General features: G+C 61.7%; 17 protein-coding genes. 6 read left to right on the plus strand and 11 right to left on the minus strand.

Annotated features, from left to right (window positions below):
- Positions 1-303: 303 nt before the first annotated feature.
- Entirely contained in the window at positions 304-1,320 is a 1,017-nt protein-coding gene (locus QZ269_RS05460; protein ID WP_291425140.1) for an LLM class flavin-dependent oxidoreductase, read from the plus strand.
- 437 nt (positions 1,321-1,757) lie between these two features.
- On the opposite strand, the gene QZ269_RS05465 is transcribed toward QZ269_RS05460, so the two are convergent.
- Both QZ269_RS05465 and QZ269_RS05470 read right to left on the minus strand, forming a co-directional pair.
- A complete protein-coding gene (locus QZ269_RS05465) occupies positions 1,758-2,330 on the minus strand; it encodes an alpha/beta hydrolase (RefSeq protein ID WP_291425142.1) in 573 nt (190 codons plus the stop codon).
- A 19-nt stretch (positions 2,331-2,349) separates the two neighbouring features.
- Positions 2,350-2,622 (minus strand): hypothetical protein, encoded by a 273-nt coding sequence (locus tag QZ269_RS05470; protein ID WP_291425145.1) that lies wholly within the window; start codon positions 2,620-2,622, stop codon positions 2,350-2,352.
- Between the two features lie 50 nt (positions 2,623-2,672).
- On the opposite strand from QZ269_RS05470, the gene QZ269_RS05475 reads away from it, so the two are divergent.
- The 3 genes from QZ269_RS05475 (at position 2,673) to QZ269_RS05485 (ending at position 4,914) form a co-directional block, all read left to right on the plus strand.
- Positions 2,673-3,587 carry an alpha/beta hydrolase gene (locus QZ269_RS05475; protein ID WP_291425147.1) on the plus strand — a complete coding sequence of 305 codons (915 nt, stop codon included), beginning with the start codon at positions 2,673-2,675 and terminating at the stop codon, positions 3,585-3,587.
- Positions 3,588-3,809: 222 nt separating this feature from the next.
- Complete coding sequence (locus QZ269_RS05480) at positions 3,810-4,613, plus strand: [LysW]-aminoadipate kinase (protein ID WP_291425149.1); 804 nt, start codon at positions 3,810-3,812, stop codon at positions 4,611-4,613.
- On the plus strand, positions 4,603-4,914 hold the full coding sequence (locus QZ269_RS05485) for a hypothetical protein (protein ID WP_291425151.1): 312 nt from the start codon (positions 4,603-4,605) through the stop codon (positions 4,912-4,914). The genes QZ269_RS05480 and QZ269_RS05485 overlap by 11 nt, the downstream gene beginning before the upstream one ends.
- A gap of 143 nt (positions 4,915-5,057) precedes the next feature.
- On the opposite strand, the gene argG is transcribed toward QZ269_RS05485, so the two are convergent.
- The 8 genes from argG to QZ269_RS05525 form a co-directional block, all read right to left on the minus strand.
- Positions 5,058-6,392 carry an argininosuccinate synthase gene (gene argG / locus QZ269_RS05490; RefSeq protein ID WP_291425152.1) on the minus strand — a complete coding sequence of 445 codons (1,335 nt, stop codon included), beginning with the start codon at positions 6,390-6,392 and terminating at the stop codon, positions 5,058-5,060.
- Between the two features lie 847 nt (positions 6,393-7,239).
- Complete coding sequence (infB, locus tag QZ269_RS05495) at positions 7,240-9,135, minus strand: translation initiation factor IF-2 (RefSeq protein WP_291425154.1); 1,896 nt, start codon at positions 9,133-9,135, stop codon at positions 7,240-7,242.
- A 70-nt stretch (positions 9,136-9,205) separates the two neighbouring features.
- A complete protein-coding gene (locus QZ269_RS05500; protein WP_291425156.1) occupies positions 9,206-9,496 on the minus strand; it encodes a YlxR family protein in 291 nt (96 codons plus the stop codon).
- 24 nt (positions 9,497-9,520) lie between these two features.
- Positions 9,521-10,711 carry a transcription termination factor NusA gene (gene nusA, locus QZ269_RS05505; protein ID WP_291425158.1) on the minus strand — a complete coding sequence of 397 codons (1,191 nt, stop codon included), beginning with the start codon at positions 10,709-10,711 and terminating at the stop codon, positions 9,521-9,523.
- Between the two features lie 106 nt (positions 10,712-10,817).
- Positions 10,818-11,282 (minus strand): ribosome maturation factor RimP, encoded by a 465-nt coding sequence (gene rimP / locus QZ269_RS05510; protein ID WP_291425160.1) that lies wholly within the window; start codon positions 11,280-11,282, stop codon positions 10,818-10,820.
- 609 nt (positions 11,283-11,891) lie between these two features.
- A complete protein-coding gene (minC, locus tag QZ269_RS05515) occupies positions 11,892-12,521 on the minus strand; it encodes a septum site-determining protein MinC (protein WP_291425162.1) in 630 nt (209 codons plus the stop codon).
- A 64-nt stretch (positions 12,522-12,585) separates the two neighbouring features.
- Entirely contained in the window at positions 12,586-13,764 is a 1,179-nt protein-coding gene (locus QZ269_RS05520) for an acyl-CoA dehydrogenase (protein ID WP_291425164.1), read from the minus strand.
- 452 nt (positions 13,765-14,216) lie between these two features.
- Positions 14,217-14,462 carry a hypothetical protein gene (locus tag QZ269_RS05525; RefSeq protein WP_291425166.1) on the minus strand — a complete coding sequence of 82 codons (246 nt, stop codon included), beginning with the start codon at positions 14,460-14,462 and terminating at the stop codon, positions 14,217-14,219.
- Positions 14,463-14,524: 62 nt separating this feature from the next.
- Here QZ269_RS05525 and QZ269_RS05530 point away from each other — a divergent pair, with 62 nt between their 5' ends.
- Positions 14,525-14,779: a hypothetical protein gene (locus tag QZ269_RS05530; protein WP_291425168.1), complete on the plus strand. Its 255-nt coding sequence runs from the start codon at positions 14,525-14,527 to the stop codon at positions 14,777-14,779.
- Between the two features lie 6 nt (positions 14,780-14,785).
- Here the strand turns inward: QZ269_RS05530 and QZ269_RS05535 are convergent, their stop codons facing one another.
- The gene (locus tag QZ269_RS05535) at positions 14,786-15,619 is read right to left on the minus strand and encodes an alpha/beta hydrolase (protein WP_291425169.1); all 834 of its coding nucleotides are present in this window, start codon (positions 15,617-15,619) and stop codon (positions 14,786-14,788) included.
- A gap of 85 nt (positions 15,620-15,704) precedes the next feature.
- Here QZ269_RS05535 and QZ269_RS05540 point away from each other — a divergent pair, with 85 nt between their 5' ends.
- Positions 15,705-16,142: an OsmC family protein gene (locus tag QZ269_RS05540; protein WP_291425172.1), complete on the plus strand. Its 438-nt coding sequence runs from the start codon at positions 15,705-15,707 to the stop codon at positions 16,140-16,142.
- Positions 16,143-16,339 lie beyond the last annotated feature (197 nt).

Here is a 16,339-nt window from a genome sequence, read left to right on the forward strand (position 1 = left end):
TCGCTAGGGTAAGCTGCGCGTTCCACCGTTAAAGCCTAAAACATTTCCCATGGTTAGGGCCTCAGACAGCCTCTAAAAGTGGTGCCATTCAAGGTAGGGGCTATTGCACCCCGGAACAGGACATCCAAAGCTAACTTCCCTTCTCAGAGCTTTTTTGACGGCTGGCGGTGGATCTCTTCGCATGAGATTCTCCTTTTATGTATCATACATAAATTCTCTGATAATTTATACTAAGGCGTGTTATGTTAAGCGATATTTTATAAACCGATTTACTTTTCAAACCAATCTTGCTATGCTCTCCCCATGAAGAAGATTGGTTTCCTTTCGTTCGGGCACTGGAACCCGCACCCGCAGTCCGGCACGCGCTCGGCTTCCGACGTGTTGCTGCAATCCATTGACCTGGCCGTTGCCGCCGAAGAACTGGGCGCAGACGGGGCCTACTTCCGCGTTCATCATTTCGCTCAGCAATTGGCCTCGCCTTTTCCGCTGCTCTCAGCGATTGGCGCCAAGACCAGCCGCATAGAAATAGGCACGGGCGTGATTGACATGCGCTACGAAAACCCCTTTTACATGGTAGAGGACGCGGGCGCGGCTGACCTGATTTCTGGTGGGCGCTTGCAACTGGGCATCAGCCGGGGGTCACCCGAACAGGTGATAGACGGCTGGCGGCACTTCGGCTACGCGCCCGCCGAAGGCCAGAGCGACGCGGATATGGCCCGCAATCACACCGAAGTTTTTCTGGAGTTGCTGGCCGGTAAAGGCTTCGCTCAGCCCAACCCGCGCCCCATGTTCCCCAATCCGCCGGGGCTGCTGCGCCTGGAACCCCACTCGGCGGGCCTGCGCGAGCGCATCTGGTGGGGGGCAGCGTCTACCGAAACCTGTATCTGGACAGCCAAAAAGGGCATGAACCTGCAAAGCTCCACGCTGGTGGTCAATGAGAGTGGCAAGCCCTTTCACGAGCAGCAGGCCGACCAGATTCGGGCGTACAAGGCCGCTTGGAAGGAAGCCGGACATGCCCGCACACCGCGCGTGTCGGTCAGCCGCAGCATTTTTGCCCTGACCAATGACCAAGACCGGGCTTACTTTGGCCGCCAGCAGGACAGCGATCAATTCGGGCAGATTGATAACTACCGCGCCGTGTTTGGCCGCAGCTACGCCGACGAACCCGACAAGCTCATTGAGCAACTCCGCGAGGACAGCGCCATTGCCGAGGCCGATACGCTGCTGCTAACGGTGCCCAATCAGTTGGGCGTGGAGTACAACGCCCACGTAATCGAAAGCATCCTGAAGCATGTGGCGCCGGGGCTGGGCTGGCGGTAAGGCCCAGGGGAACCAAGCGGCCCCGGTTAATTCCGCTCGGATTCAGCGGCTTTGCAAGGCATTCAATCAGAGTCGGTATGAGCCTAGTCAACGGGCTTTGTCCCTCAGAAACTGCTGGTAAGATTCCCAGCGCTACCGTTCAGATTCTCCCCCGCTGGAAGGGTGGCGGAAGGCTCCCGCCCCGCCTCTGTCAGCTCAGCGCGGCCCCAATAAAAAAGCAGCCCCGAAAGGCCACCCTGATGCTCAGCTCTCCGGCTTGCTCGCCGCAGAAATGTTCGCACGTCCGTTTTTAAATCCTGGAGGTGGACGTCTCCCTCAAGTGCATTGCTCACCCTGCTTGGTCAGAACTGTACATCACCTGCTGTACTGCATGGCCGTCTCTTAAGCCAGAAACACTACCTTATATCTTCTGGCCCGTAAAGTCAACCCTGGCAAACTCAGAAACGGACGACATCCGGGGGTGTCCAGGCGTGCAGGGCTTCCGACAGGAGGATCTCGCCTTCCGGCCAGTCACCATGACCGCTGGCGACGTTGATGTGCCCGGCCTCCCCCGCCGAAACGATTTCCGCGCCCCAGGCCGCTGCAAAGGCTTCGGCCTGCCCAAAGGAAGCGAAGGGGTCGTTTTCACTAGCGACTACCATCGCCGCAAAGGGCAGCGCCTGCATGGGTGTGGGGGCCATCTGTGCTACCGCCGGATACTCGGCGTAGGTCGAGGTCTGCTCGGCGTCAGTAGGACTTACTAAAACAGCCCCCTTGACCCGTTCATGCCCGCCGTAGAGCCGCGCCCAGTGCACGATATTCAGCACTCCGCAGGAATGGCCCACCAGCACCAGTTCGCCTGGGGTCGCCTCAATCACTTCCTGAAGGCGGGCCGACCACATTTCGGGCGTGGGGTTCTCGGGGTCGTCTTGCTGCACACGGACAGCTCCGAATTTCTGCTCCCAGAGGCTCTGCCAGTGCTCCGGGCCGCTGCCGCCCAGGCCCGGCACAATCACGATGGTCGGCGTCATGGCAAACAGTCTAGAAGCTTCAGCCCGGCGGCACATGGACGGTATCTACCTGCACGCCGTAGCGCAGCAAGATGGTCTTAAGCTGCTGCGTGGCCTGCACGGCCTGGGTGCGGCCCGCCGGGTGAAAGGCGAGGGTCAGGCGGGCGGACTGACCGGGACGCGGCTCCTGCGCCTGCACCTGAAGCGGCTTGCGGAAAACGCCGTCGCTCATCAGGTCGCGCAGAATCCGCGTAAAAGTCAGCTCGTCGACACCGTCAAGCGTAAAGACAATCCCTTGGCGCGGTTCGGTCATGGCCCCAGCATAGAACGCTCCAGCGGGGCCGAGCCGTTAGAATGCCCCAGATGACGACTGATTTCGACGCTGTCTACGAGGAACGCCTCAACGGAGCGAACCTGTATTTCGAGGTGGTCGGCCCGGCAGACCTGGGCGAACCACCCATCGTGTTTTTGCATGGCGGCCCCGGCTACAACAGCTACTCCTTTCATAGCCTGTTCGGTGAGCACCTCGAACACCGCCAGGTGATTTACCTCGACCAGCGCGGCAGCGGGCGCAGCGGCCCCCTGGAAGACACCGAGCAGGGCGACGAGGCCCTCGACCTCGACACGCTGGTCGACGATGTCGAGGCAGTGCGCGAATTTCTGGGTCTGGGGACGATTATCCCGCTGGGACACGGCTTCGGGGCACTGATCGCCCTGGAATATGCCCGGCGTTACCCAGTGCACACCGCCCGCGTGGTCGTGGTCAACCCGTGGGTGCATTTTCCGGAACTGGCCTACACGCTGCTCGCCGAAGCCTCGGCGCTGCGGAGCGTGCCCGTGAACGACCCCGCCGACCAGCTCCGCGCCGAAACGCCGCAGGGACAGCACCCGGCGGTGGGGGCGGCCCGCATAGAGGCTGCGTTTGCGCTGGTCAATGCCCGTGACCTGCTTAATACCACGCAGTTTACCGACGCCGCCAGCCGAATGCATCTCGAGTTTGCCGATGTCGAGGGCCAGCTGCTCAGCGCGGGCGAGGTGCAGCAGGCACTGGTCAATCAGGGGCTGTGGGAATTCGAGTACCCACCCTTTTTGACCGAAATCCGCCGCCCGGTCTTTATCATCGCCGGGGCACACGACCGCACCAGTTATCCCGAGCAGGTGCAATGGGTGGCCGACCTCGCGGGCGGCGACGTGACCGTGGTGGACGCCGGACATTACCCCTGGCTGGACGACAAGGAAGCCTTTGCCGAAGCGCTGGAAGAGGGTCTGGAGCGCTGAGAGGGAGTTCGGCTGCCCCAGGCTGAGTGCGCCACCAATTGTCAATAGCTGCCGGGTACACTCCCCCCAGCTATCACCTTACAGATAGAAAACTGTGTGCGTTATTCATCCCTTGCGGGGAAGGGCGGGGCGTGTGACCGTCTCCCCTTCCCATTCCCACTGACTCCTGCCTCCGGCTCCCAACGTCAACAAGCTACAGGCCCATCCGCTAGGATGTTCTCCATGATTGTCGTGAAGGTAGGCGGAAGTGCGGGCATTGACTACGACGCGGTATGTGCGGACATAGCCGAAAGATTCAAGGCAGGCGAAAAGCTGATTCTGGTCCATGGCGGCAGCGGTGAAACCAACCGCGTGGCCGAGGCACTGGGCCATCCGCCCAGGTTCGTGACCAGCCCCAGCGGATATACCAGCCGCTTTACTGACCGCGAGACACTGGAAATCTTTGAGATGGTCTACTGCGGCAAGATGAACAAGGGCATCGTGGAGCGGCTGCAACGCCTAAATGTCAACGCGGTGGGCCTCAGCGGGCTGGACGGGCGGATTTTTGAGGGCAAGCACAAGGACAGCGTGCGGGCCGTGGAAAATGGCAAGGTCAAAGTGCTGCGCGGCGACCATACCGGCACCGTGGAAAAGGTGAACGTGGAACTGGTTAACCTGCTACTGGACGCTGGATACCTGCCCGTGCTGACGCCTCCCGCCGCCAGTTATGAAGGCGTCGCCATTAACGTGGACGGCGACCGCGCCGCCGCTGCTCTGGCTGTGGCCCTCAAAGCTGACGCGCTGCTGCTGCTGAGCAACGTGCCCGGCCTGCTGCGTGACTTTCCCGACGAGAGCAGCCTGATCCGCGAGATTCCCGCCGCCGACGTGGAAAGTTACCTGGAATTCGCACAGGACAGGATGAAGAAAAAGGTGCTGGGCGCAGCCGAGGCCGTGCAAGGGGGCGTCAAGCGCGTGATTTTTGGCGACGCCCGCAATGGCAAGCCGGTGAGTGCCGCGCTAGAGGGTGCCGGAACCGTTGTCTCCTGAACCCTCTGCCGAGGTGTTGATCAGCGCTGCCGAACTGCTGAAGTTTCTGGGGGGGCGCGGTGGGCAGGAGTACCGCGCCGTGACCGTCAGGCGTGAAAGCCAGGGCAAAAAAGCGGTGTGGGCCGAGGTCAGCCCATACCTGTTTACGCTGCGCGGTGAGGTCGTGGAGGCCACCGGCCCCAGCGGGCAGACGCGCCAGCTTTCGCCAGAGCGGTTTCTGGAGGTATTTGGCAGTTCACTGTTCCGGCCCGCCGAGGCAACTGGGCGGATGACCGATTTGGGGCCTCTGTTCGGGGCGTAAGTCAAAGGTAGGGCGTGGTGCGGCTGGGCCACCCTTTTCCACGCTCCACCCTCTACCTTCCGCTCTCAAAACCAGCCCGCGCTACGAGTCCGCCCGAAGTAACCGGTTTTTGCAGACCATTTAGCCCGAGTCCGTATTATTCATTATTCCTCGTTCTCCCCCCCCAGAAGCGCCCGAACCTGCCCGCCCGGCAGCACGCCTGCGCGGGCATACACGGCTAGCTTGGCCCGCGAATCCTCGATATCAAGGTTACGCAGTGAGAGTTGCCCAATGCGGTCAAGCGGGCTAAAGGCTTCGTCCTCTACGCGCTCCATGCTGAGGCGTTCGGGGTGGTAGGTCAGGTTGGGGCTTTCAGTATCCAGAATGGTGTAATCGTCGCCCCGGCGCAGCTCCAGCGTCACGGTGCCGGTCACAGCGCGGCCCACCCACTTTTGCAGGGTGTCGCGCAGCATCAGCGACTGCGGGTCAAACCAGCGGCCCTCGTACAGCAACCTGCCCAGGCGGCGGCCCAGCGTGCGGTAGTTGTCCAGTGTGCCCTCATTGTGAATTCCGGCCAGCAGACGCTCGTAAGTCACGTGCAGCAGCGCCATGCCGGGAGCCTCGTAGATGCCGCGCGACTTGGCCTCGATAATCCGATTTTCAATCTGGTCATTCATGCCCAGCCCGTGCCGCCCACCGATGGCGTTGGCCTCCTCCACCAGAGCCACGGCATTCTCAAAGCGTTTGCCGTTTAGGGCAACAGGCAAGCCTTCTTCAAAGGTAACGCTGACCTCCTCGGGCGCAACGTCCACGCTGGCATCCCAGAATTTGACGCCCATAATCGGTTCCACGATTTTCATGCCCTTGTTCAGGAATTCCAAGTCTTTGGCTTCGTGGGTCGCGCCCCAGATGTTGGCGTCGGTCGAGTAGGCTTTTTCCTTGCTGGCACGGTACTCGAAGCCATTTTCGCTCAGAAACTCGCTCATCTCCTTGCGCCCGCCCAGTTCGGTCACGAAGGTCTGGTCAAGCCAGGGCTTGTAAATTCGCAGCCTAGCGTTCGCCATCAGGCCGTAGCGGTAAAAACGCTCGATGTCGTTGCCCTTGTAGGTGCTTCCGTCACCCCAGATATCCACACCGTCACCTTGCATGGCCTGCACCAGCACCGTGCCGGTAACTGCGCGGCCCAGCGGGGTGGTGTTGAAGTAACGCTTGCCGCCCGACTCGATGTGAAAGGCCCCGCACATCAGCGCCACCAGCCCCTCGTGAACCAGCAGGTCGCGGCAGTCTACCGTGCGGGCCTCGGCGGCCCCATAGGCGCGGGCGCGGCGGGCAATGTCCTCGTAATCGCTCTCGTCGGGCTGGCCCAGGTTGGCAGTGTAGGCGTAGGGCACCGCGCCTTTTTTCTTCATCCAGGCAATCGCCGCCGAGGTGTCCAGGCCACCAGAAAACGCGATGCCGACTTTTTCACCGACGGGGAGGGAGAGCAAAATCTTTTCCATGCCTTAACTATAGGCAATTAGGCCACCAGAGCGGGCGGCAGGTTCAGGCAGGCTCACTGCGTTTCAATTTGAGACCTGCCTCGCCCCGGTACCGACAACAGGCGAAGTCAATCTGATTTATGGCGGCGCGGGCAAGGTTGTGGGCAGATAGCTCACGGGAGAGGCGACGAACAGTCTGAGTAGGACGTAGAACGAAGGGGGCGGCGGTGTTGTTCCGACGTGCCCATTATTCGGAGCACTGCTCTAAAACCCCGTATTTTTTCTTCTCACCCCCGCTCGAATTGAATCTGATACGGATTCCGCTAAATTCCGCCACAGTCGGGAAGACACCGCCTGCGGCTCCATACCGCGAAACCCGTATGTTGTTCCTACTCGCATCCGCTCGGATTGATTCGGAACTGCACCAAATCAATCGGAATCCGTATGAGACCGCTGGCTTCAATCGGCAGTTCGTCATTATCAGCCGAGTCAGCGGGTCGTGCGCCGCTTGCACGATGCTGGGCGCGGCGCGTCGGGCTTGGCAGCGTGAAGGGGCCTGAGTGGGGGGTGAGGGACAAGGGGGTCATGGGCATCTGGGCAGGGTGGCATAACAAAAACCCCCCTATCCTGGGGGAAGAGGGGCCTTGCCAAACAAAGAAATGAAGGGGGGCTTATGACAACGTTTTGTAACCATACGGACTGCCGTCTGTGTCGTTGACCAGCCGCAAAGACACCGGGTGGCCAACTTCACGCCCGACAGTCCGGTGTGCCTCTGCTTGATCTGCTTGATCTGCGGCGCAGCCCTACGAACCGGCTCGAGTTGAACGGTTTTTGCAGACTATTCCACCCGAGTCTGTATTACGCCTGCTTACGCCTGTTCCACTTCCACCATTTCGCTGGCTTCGATGATATCGCCTTCCTTCACATCATCCCAGCCCAGGTTGATCCCACATTCAAAGCCCTGGGCCAGTTCGCGCACGTCGTCCTTGAAGCGCTTGAGGCCCACGATGGTGCCCTCATAGACAACTTCTTTGCCGCGCATGACCTTGGCCTTGGCGTTGCGCCTGAGCTTGCCATCGGTGATGTAAGACCCGGCGATGTTGCCATTCTTGGGGTGGTGAATGATCATGCGGACTTCGGCGCGGCCCAGATACTGCTCCTCGAACACGGGTTCGACGTTGCCCTTAATCAGGCGGTCGACCTCGTCAATCAGTTCATAGATGATCCGGTAGGACTTGATATCCACGCCCTTGGTATCGGCCATCTTGGTCACGCTGCCAGGAGCCGTCACGCTGAAGCACAGAATAGTCGCCTCGGCGGTAGAGGCCAGCAACACATCGCCCTCGGTGGGCGCACCGATTCCGGAGAGCAGCACGTTGATATTCACATCGTCGCTTTCCTTGCGGGCCAGAATGCCCTGAATCGCCTCGACGCTGCCCTGGGTATCGGCCCGCAGGATCAGGTTAACGGTGCGGATCTCGCTGACCGGCCCCATGATGTCCTCCAGGGTACGCTGAGGCTTACCCCGGCGGCGGGCATCCTCATCGTCGCGGCGGTCACTGGCACGCGCGGCGATGACCTCACGGGCAGCATGTTCATTCTTGGCACTCTGAACCTTTTCACCGCTGGTCGGCACCTCGCTAAAGCCCAGCACCTGCACGGGCGTGCTGGGTCCGGCGTCCTTGATGCGTCCACCGTTGCTGTCGGTCATGGCCTTGATCTTGCCGTAGTTCTCGCCCACAACCAGAAAGTCGCCGACGTGCAGCGTGCCTTCTTGCACCATCACCGTCGCCAGCACCCCGGCCTGCTTGTCTACTTTGCCTTCGATGATGACGCCGCTGAAGTTGCCCTTGGGATCGGCCCGCAGGTCTTCGAGTTCGGCAGTCAGGCTGATGTATTCCAGCAGGTCCTCGACGCCCTCACCGGTTTTGGCGCTCACGGGCACGACCACCAGGTCGCCGCCGTACTCTTCTGGCACCAGGTTCAGCTGGGTCAGGTCGGTCTTGACCTTCTCGGGGTCGGCCTGGGGCAGATCCACCTTGTTGATGGCGATAATCATCGGCACTTTGGCGGCCTGCGCGTGGGCAATCGCCTCGCGGGTCTGGGGCATCAGGCTGTCGTCGGCAGCGATCACGATGATGGCGATGTCGGCCACGTTGGCTCCGCGTGCGCGGATGGTCGTAAAGGCCTCGTGGCCGGGCGTGTCGATGAACACGATCTTGCCCTTGCTGGTCTGGGCCTCGAACGCCCCGACGTGCTGGGTGATCCCGCCCGCTTCCTTGGCGGCCACGCGGGTGTGGCGAATGTAGTCCAGCAGCGAGGTCTTGCCGTGGTCAACGTGCCCCATGATGGTCACGACAGGCGCACGCAACGGAATTTCCTTTTCGGCTGCCGCCGAGGCTCCGGCCAGCGCCGCATCTACCAGTTCGCCAGCAGGTTCAAGTTCAGTGGGCCTACCTTCACTGGGCATCTGGCCGGGCGCAGGCTCGACCAGGGAGGCCGACGCCTGAAGATCGCCGCGCGGTGCGGGTGCGGACTGGGGCGCGGCGGCTTCAGGCTGTCCGGCCTCATTCTGCACGTTTTCGCCGCCAGTCACCGACGCGCCTTCCTCATCTACGATCTGCTTAATGAGCCCTACGGTGTCTTCCTCAATGGTGCTGCTGACCGATTTGTAGCTGACGCCCAGCCCGTCGAGAATTTCTAGCATCTTCTGATTGTCTACGCCAAGTTCCTTGGCAAGAGTATAAATTCGGACTTTCGACATGCTCACCTCCGGTGAGTCCCGCCGCCTGGCCCGGCACGCAACCGGGCCAGAAAGGAGCGGGATAAAAAGATCAGGTTGTCATCTGCTGATCCGGTTGTGGGTCATCGCGTTTTAAAAGGCTCTGAGCCACGTCAGGGGCTTTGGCACCAAAAGCGCGCCGCAGCTTTTTTTCCTGCCAGCACGCCGGAGAATCGGCGCACACGTACACGCCACGCCCGCTGCGGCGCCGCTGCTGCACGCTCCAGCCCTGCGGGGTGCGGGTCAGGCGCAGGAGTTGGCCCTGCGGCCTTTTGCTGCGGCAGGCCACGCAGGTCCGTTCAGGACTGTGCCTGGGCGGTTCGGGCAAATTCGGTGTACTCAAGCGGCTAACCTCTCAGGCCCCAGCTCAGCTTTCGGTCGAAAGATCGTCCGGGCTGGCGGTCGCCACGCTCCTACTGTCCTTGAACAGAGCGTCGAAGGCCGACTGCGCGGCGGTGCCGCTCGGGACGTCGTGCCCCTCCTCCATCGCCTGCTGCATGGCGGCGTCGAGGTCGCTGATGGCCGCCGTTTCACGCAGGTCGATCTTGAAACCGGTCAGTTTGGCGGCCAGGCGCACGTTTTGTCCACCCTTACCAATCGCCAGCGAAAGCTGGTCGGGGGTGACGGTCACGGTGGCTTCATGTCCGTCGGGCTGGGCTTCGATGACACCGACCTTGGCAGGCGAGAGCGCGTTGCGGATGAATTCGCGGGTGTTGGCGTCCCACAAGATCACGTCCACACGCTCGCGGCCCAGTTCACCGGTCACGGCCTGAATGCGGTTCCCACGGTGTCCGATGCACGCGCCGATAGGATCGACGTTGCTGTTGTGCGAAAACACGGCGACCTTGCTGCGCTGCCCGGCTTCACGGGCGATGGCCTTGATTTCCACGATGCCGTTGGCGACTTCGGGAATCTCCTGGCGCAGCAGGTAGTCCAGCAGCCGTTCATCGGCGCGGCTCGCCAGAATGGTCGGGCCTTTGGGGGTCTTGCGAACTTCTTTCAGGTAGATCTTGACGCGGCCACCCGGGGTCAGTTTCTCGCCGGGAATCTGTTCGCGGGGGGGCAAGATCGCCTCGCCCGCACCCAGTTCCACGAACCAGTTGCCCTTGTTGTCGCTGCGAACCACCTGCGCGGTCAATACCTGCCCTTCGCGGTCCTTGTACTCGTTGAAGACCACGTTGCGCTCGGTTTCGCGCATCTTCTGGGTCAGTGTCTGCTTGGCGGCCTGGAGAGCAATCCGGCTGAACTTTTCACGGTCCACCGGGAATTCCATTTCCATGCCGATTTCTACACCGGAATCGAGTTCCAGGGCGTCGGCCAGGCTGATTTGCATGTGCTCGTCCTCGACCTTTTCGACCACTTCACGCACGACCAGCACTTCCAGTTCGCCGCTCTGGGGATCAAGGTGCACTTCGATGCGCTTGTCGGGTTCGACGTTGCGGGTGTAGGCCTGCGCCAGCGACTGCTCGAACGCCTCGATCAGCTGCATTTCATTGATGTTGCGGGCCTGCGCCACTTCACGCAGGGCGTCCGCAAAATTGACTTCTGGTTGGGTCATTATTTACCTCGTGCGCTGGGCCGCAACTTGCGGTGCGCGGGGTTTGTGGAGCAAAAGACGTGACTTAGAGAACAAACCCCTGCTTGAACTCCGGGCCACGGTCTATTTACCGGTGTCGGTCAGGAAACTCGGCCAGATGTGCCTGAATCTCGCTGGCCTTTAGGGTGACCTCTTCGTCTCCAACGCTGAAGGTCACGTCGTCGCCCTGCACGGCTTTGATCGGGGCAGTGAAGGTCTGTTCGGCAGTCTTGACCCTGGCCTTGAGGCCCACCATGCGCTCGAAATGCCGGGCACGGGTCAGGGGCCGCTTGGAACCGGGCGACTCGAATTCCAGGCGGTACTCGCCCGCCACCGGGTCGACACGGTCGAATTCGGCCTCGGCGGCGCGGCTGGCGGCAATGATGTCTTCCATCGTCACGGGCTGCTCATCCAGGCGGTCGATTCTGACCAGGACGATATGTTCCCCGCCCTGGTGCTGCTGCTGAACTTCCAGCACCTCGAAGCCCAGGGGCCGCACGGCGTCATCGGCCATGCTCTGAAGTTTTAAGTTGTCGGCTGCGTTGTTATTCATATTGTATCGGCCCAGACCTGCGGGCCACTGCTACCACCCCCTCCAAGAAAAAAGGGGGGCCTCCTCCGCAACCATCTGGACTGGGCCACCCCTCTTCCGAGGAATTACGCTTCCGATTATACGCGATAGGCCGCAGGACAACCCGCAGGCTGTCACAAAAGGGGCACGGAGGCAGCGAAAGCAGCCATGACAGGACCTGATGTGCCGATGCAGCGCCTCAATGCTACCGAGCATTTGGCAAAAAGAAGTTGCCTCGTGACCCCCTCACCCTTTGCTTCGCAAGGCCCTCTCCTACAAGGGGCTGAGTGGTGCTGAAAAATCTCTCATGATTCAGGACAGTGCAGTTTCGACAAATGGATCGCCCGATGAATGCGAGGTTTTTAACCCCTCCATCCTTGCGTGGGACTGGTACAACTCGCACCGCGAGCGGCTGGGACTCGCAGAGCGCGAAGCGAGGGGGGTAACGCGAAGTGCGTTCCAGTAAGCAAATTCTGTTTTATGAGTAAGATTTCGGCATCACTCAGCCCAAAAGGAGCGATAGTCGGAACAGCACTTTCTTTACGCTTTACGCAGAATGCTGTAACTCTTGCGGCCAGACCTCGTTCGTGCTCACCTCTGGACGTCGATGACGATCATGCCGCCGCTGAGGGAGGCGCGTTCGGTGCGCTCGTTGCCTTCCATCCGGCGCATGTTGCTGCTGCCCTCGGGAGAGCGGGCCAGCGCGTCGCCAATCCGAATCTGGGGGCTGGCAATGGGCCGCGCCCAAACGATGGCGTTTTCATATCCGCCGTAGCCCGCGTGCGCGACACCCCGTAGCGCCCCGGTAACGATCACGTCGCCGCCCGCGATCAGCTCAGCTCCCGGATTCACGTCGCCCAGCACCACCACGCTTCCCTTGTACTCTCCACGGAACCCGGCTCGGACATTGTGCGGCACGATAACGGTCTGGGCGCTGGGCAATTCGGGGTCCTCCTGGGGCGCACGCTCGGGCACAGCCGCACCGTTGGCGGAAGTAACCGTTACGCGCGGCGCACGCACCCGCCCCGGCGTACCGCCAGCCGCGCGAATGGCCGAGAGCGCGACTTCCAGCGCTTCCGGATGGGTGTCCCCGGCGATTTCAATCGTGACGCTGGTCGCCAGGAGGTCCGAATAGTTTTCAAGACTGTGGGCGACCGAACTAGCCGTATCGCCCGGCTCAAGGAGGAGATTCAGGCCACCAAGCGTGCCACGGAGCTTCATGCTGCGCATAGTAACGTCTCACGGCATCATCAGAGACAGGCCGGGGGCGCGGCCTACCTGGAGCCTACCTGGAAACGTATTCGGCAAACACTGCCCGGCTGATGACCAGTTGCTGAATCTCACTGGTGCCCTCATAGATTTCGGTGATCTTGGCGTCGCGGTACAGGCGCTCGACGGGGTAGTCGCGGCTGTAGCCGTTGCCCCCTAGAATTTGCACGGCGTCGCGGGTCACGTCCACCGCCGCCTCACTCGCCAGCAGCTTGGCGATGCTGGCTTCCTTGCCAAACGGCTGGCCCTGATCCTTGAGCCACGCGGCTTTAAGGGCCACCAGCCGGGCACTTTCGATACGGGCGGCCATCCGCGCCACCTTGAAACTCACGCCCTCGAACTCACGCAATTTTTGACCGAACTGCTCACGCTCGCAGGCGTAGCGGGCCGCGTGTTCCATAGCTGCGCGGGCAATTCCGAGCGCCTGCATGGCGATGCCAATGCGCCCGCTATCCAGGCTCGCCAGCGCGATGATCAGCCCCTCGCCCTCGCCGCCGACCATGTTGGCCTGGGGCACGCGCACGCTCCCAAAATGAACCGTGGTGGTCTGGGAAGCGTGCAGCCCCATTTTCTCCTCGGGCTTGCCGAAAGACAGGCCCGGCGCGCCGTCCTCGACGATAAAGCAGCTGATGCCCCTGGCCCCAGGCCCACCCGTCCGCGCCATAACCAGATACGTCTGGGCCTGCCCGCCGGACGTGATCCAGGCTTTGGTGCCGTCCAGTACCCAGCTGTCGCCGTCGCGCCCGGCTTTCAGGCGCAGGCTCGCCGCGTCGCTGCCCGCTTCGGGTTCGGTGAGGCAAAACGCCCCGATATGCTGCCCGGTCGCCAGCGGTTTCAGGTATCGTTCGCGCTGGTCGTCGGTGCCGTAGCGCAAAATCATCTGTTCGGGCAGGCCGTTTTGCACGCTGACCACTACCGCGACACTGGCGTCCGCCGCCGCGATTTCCTCCAGACACAGGGCGTAGGTCACGTTGTCCAGGCCCGCGCCGCCCCACTGTTCGGGCACGGTGGCTCCCAGCAGGCCCAGGTCGGCCAGCCCGCGCAGCTGCTCACGCGGATACTCGCCACTGCGGTCGAATTCGGCGGCGCGTGGGGCGATTTCGGCGCGGCAGTAGTCGCGGACATGCTGCACGATCAGGCGCTGGTCACTCTTCAGCCCAAAGCTCATGCCCGTTTCCGGCTGGATAGTGGTCATAGATTCAGGGTAGCAAACGGGCAGCAGCCCCGGACAACGAACGGCAGGGCCTCATCACGGAGCCAGCCATGACTCCCAGGGCCAATTGCGTATTTTCGGCAGCAAAAAGACTAGGGACAACCAAGTTTGCCCAAAGATAACCCGAGCGGACTCGTAGAGCTGCGCCGCAGAGCGAGTATGGGAAAGTATGGGAAAAGGTGCGGCCCAGTGTGAGTGTAGGCCCAGTGTGAGTGTAGGGCCAGTGTGAGTGTAGGAATAGCCTGGTGGTTGGGTCATCCCTACACGGTCACTTGGTCGCACCTAGCCGCACCTGCCACACTCCCCCACAAAGTCCAGAACAGCCCAGCAGGTTTCCCCGTTTACGACTGCCCAGACGAAGTGCAAAAGCAAAACGGCGGCCATGGACAGGCCAGTTGAACTGTGTTCTGGATGTTTCTGACCTCCGGCGCAGTTCAGATCAGCGCTTCCCGCAGCGCTTCTTCAATGCCGCGCCCGCGCCAGCCAGTTTCGATCGCCTGGACTTCACCGCCCTCCCAGCGCAGGTGTACGCCGATTACCGCGCCGCCAGCAATAGCCAATGCCGCCGCAACCAGGGTGTCCAGCGGCGCAGCGGGGCAAAGTTTCACAGCGGCCTGGCGCAGCGCCGGGGCCAGGGGCAGAGGCGGACAGGTCACACGGACGCGGGCAGGCAGATTCACGCCCCCGATTCTAGCCGGAGGGTACACTAGGCTGACATGGCCTGCCCTACCCGGAGAACCCCTTGCGTGCCCTAATGTGGCTGCTGTGCATTCTGCTGGTGCTTCTGGGCGTCGGCGTGGCCCTGCTGTCGGTCGGGGCTTACGCGCAGCTTGGCAGCAACGCGCCGCTGTGGCTCCGCTCCGTCGGCCCTATCGAAGGGGTCATCGGGGCAAAAATAGGCACCTTGGGCCTGCCCCTGTTCAACCGGGCGCTGCTGCTGTCGGTGCTGGCGAGCGCCCTGCTGGGGCTGGCAACCTACCTGCGGCCCCAGCGCTAGACAGCCTTAGGTGGCCGGAGTCCGTTCCAGCAGCCAGCTCAGAATCAGTTCGCGCACCTCGGCCCGGGCCTTGTCGTTGAGAAGTTCGTGATAACCGCCGCTGAATTCCACATAGGTCTTGTCGGCGGCGGGCAGCAGCTCGAAAAAGCGTTTGCTGCCGCGTGGGTCGGTCATCTGATCCTCGGAGCCGTGAAAGACCAGGGTCGGCAGGGTCCATTTCGGGTAGTCCTTCCAAAGCTGGGCGCTGAGCACCAGCATGGTCGCTACGCTAAGTGAAGGCACCTTACCGTGGTAAATCTGCGGGTCTTCCTCGTACAGCTGAATCTGATCAGCCTGGGTGCTCAGATGGGAGGTCGGCAGCTCGGTGACGCCCAGCCAGGGCGCGACCCTGGCAAGCAGCGGGGCCAGCTTCTTTTTGAGGGCCGGTTCGTTTTCACCGACCAGCAACGCCGGACTCGACAGGATAACCCCGTTAATACCGCGCGAATCATGGACAGCGCTGGCCGCCGAGACTAGGCCGCCCATGCTGTGGCCGAACAGAAACACGGGCAGCGCCTGACCGCGCAGGGCTTCACGCGCCCTCAGGTGGTCGGCGACCAGATCGTTCATGTCGACCACAGCCCGCCGACCTGCCGAGGTGCCGTGACCCCGCTGATCGTAGGCGTACACCGTCAGGCCGCTTTCGACCAGCGCCGGAATCAGGCCGTGATAGCCCTCGACGTAGCGCCCGACATATTCACCAAAACCGTGGGCCAGCAGCACCGCGCCGCGTGGCTGGGCTGCTGGCCACAGGTAACCGTTTACCGGCGCACCGGGCACCGTCCAGAGTTGCTTTTGCATACGCGAGTGTACTCAATTGGCCGCATGAAGCGCGAATAAACGCAGATGAGATGCACCTGGCTGGCCCAGCCATCAGACTGTGACTATGGCAGACATTTCAAGGAAGGCTTCGGCCCACTGGCAGGGCGACCTCATCAACGGCAAAGGCACCGTCGCCACGGAAAGCGGCGTGCTGAAAGACGCCCAGTACAGCTTCAAGACCCGCTTCGAGCATGGCGCGGGCACCAATCCCGAGGAACTGCTGGCCTCCGCCCACGCAGGCTGCTTTACCATGCAGCTCTCGGCGCTGCTGGCAAACCACGGCCATACCGGCGTAGACCTGAACACCGAAGCCACCTGCGAGATGGAAAAGGACGGCGCGGGCTTTAAGATCAGCGCCATGCGGCTGGTCGTGCGCGGCAAAGTCACGGGCAGCAGCCAGGAAGATTTTGAGGAGCATGTCAAGCAGGCCGCCGAAATGTGCCCCCTAAGCAAGATCATGGCGGGCAACGTGAACGTGACCCACGAAGCGATTCTGGAATAATTTTCACATAAAAAAGCCGCCCCGGCCAACGCCGAGGCGGCTTTTTGGGTACGGATTCGGGAGTTAGAGCCGTTCTCCGAATGATGGGCACGTCGGAAAAACACCGCTGCCCCCTTCATTCTACGCCCTGCTCTTTCTTGTTCACTCGTTCCACTTTGCAAAAAGGTGGTCAAAAGAGCACCATCTTTTTGCAAAGT

The organism is Deinococcus sp., from assembly GCF_018260405.1.
Lineage (GTDB): Bacteria > Deinococcota > Deinococci > Deinococcales > Deinococcaceae > Deinococcus.

What these genes read in the sequence shown, in the direction of transcription:
- QZ269_RS05535 (WP_291425169.1), bottom strand. Translation starts at nt 15,619, where the DNA reads ATGCAAAAGCAACTCTGGACGGTGCCCGGTGCGCCGGTAAACGGTTAC.
- argG (WP_291425152.1), bottom strand. Translation starts at nt 6,392, where the DNA reads ATGGAAAAGATTTTGCTCTCCCTCCCCGTCGGTGAAAAAGTCGGCATC.
- QZ269_RS05480 (WP_291425149.1), top strand. Translation starts at nt 3,810, where the DNA reads ATGATTGTCGTGAAGGTAGGCGGAAGTGCGGGCATTGACTACGACGCG.
- infB (WP_291425154.1), bottom strand. Translation starts at nt 9,135, where the DNA reads ATGTCGAAAGTCCGAATTTATACTCTTGCCAAGGAACTTGGCGTAGAC.
- QZ269_RS05460 (WP_291425140.1), top strand. Translation starts at nt 304, where the DNA reads ATGAAGAAGATTGGTTTCCTTTCGTTCGGGCACTGGAACCCGCACCCG.
- nusA (WP_291425158.1), bottom strand. Translation starts at nt 10,711, where the DNA reads ATGACCCAACCAGAAGTCAATTTTGCGGACGCCCTGCGTGAAGTGGCG.
- QZ269_RS05520 (WP_291425164.1), bottom strand. Translation starts at nt 13,764, where the DNA reads ATGACCACTATCCAGCCGGAAACGGGCATGAGCTTTGGGCTGAAGAGT.
- minC (WP_291425162.1), bottom strand. Translation starts at nt 12,521, where the DNA reads ATGAAGCTCCGTGGCACGCTTGGTGGCCTGAATCTCCTCCTTGAGCCG.
- QZ269_RS05470 (WP_291425145.1), bottom strand. Translation starts at nt 2,622, where the DNA reads ATGACCGAACCGCGCCAAGGGATTGTCTTTACGCTTGACGGTGTCGAC.
- rimP (WP_291425160.1), bottom strand. Translation starts at nt 11,282, where the DNA reads ATGAATAACAACGCAGCCGACAACTTAAAACTTCAGAGCATGGCCGAT.
- QZ269_RS05540 (WP_291425172.1), top strand. Translation starts at nt 15,705, where the DNA reads ATGGCAGACATTTCAAGGAAGGCTTCGGCCCACTGGCAGGGCGACCTC.
- QZ269_RS05475 (WP_291425147.1), top strand. Translation starts at nt 2,673, where the DNA reads ATGACGACTGATTTCGACGCTGTCTACGAGGAACGCCTCAACGGAGCG.
- QZ269_RS05465 (WP_291425142.1), bottom strand. Translation starts at nt 2,330, where the DNA reads ATGACGCCGACCATCGTGATTGTGCCGGGCCTGGGCGGCAGCGGCCCG.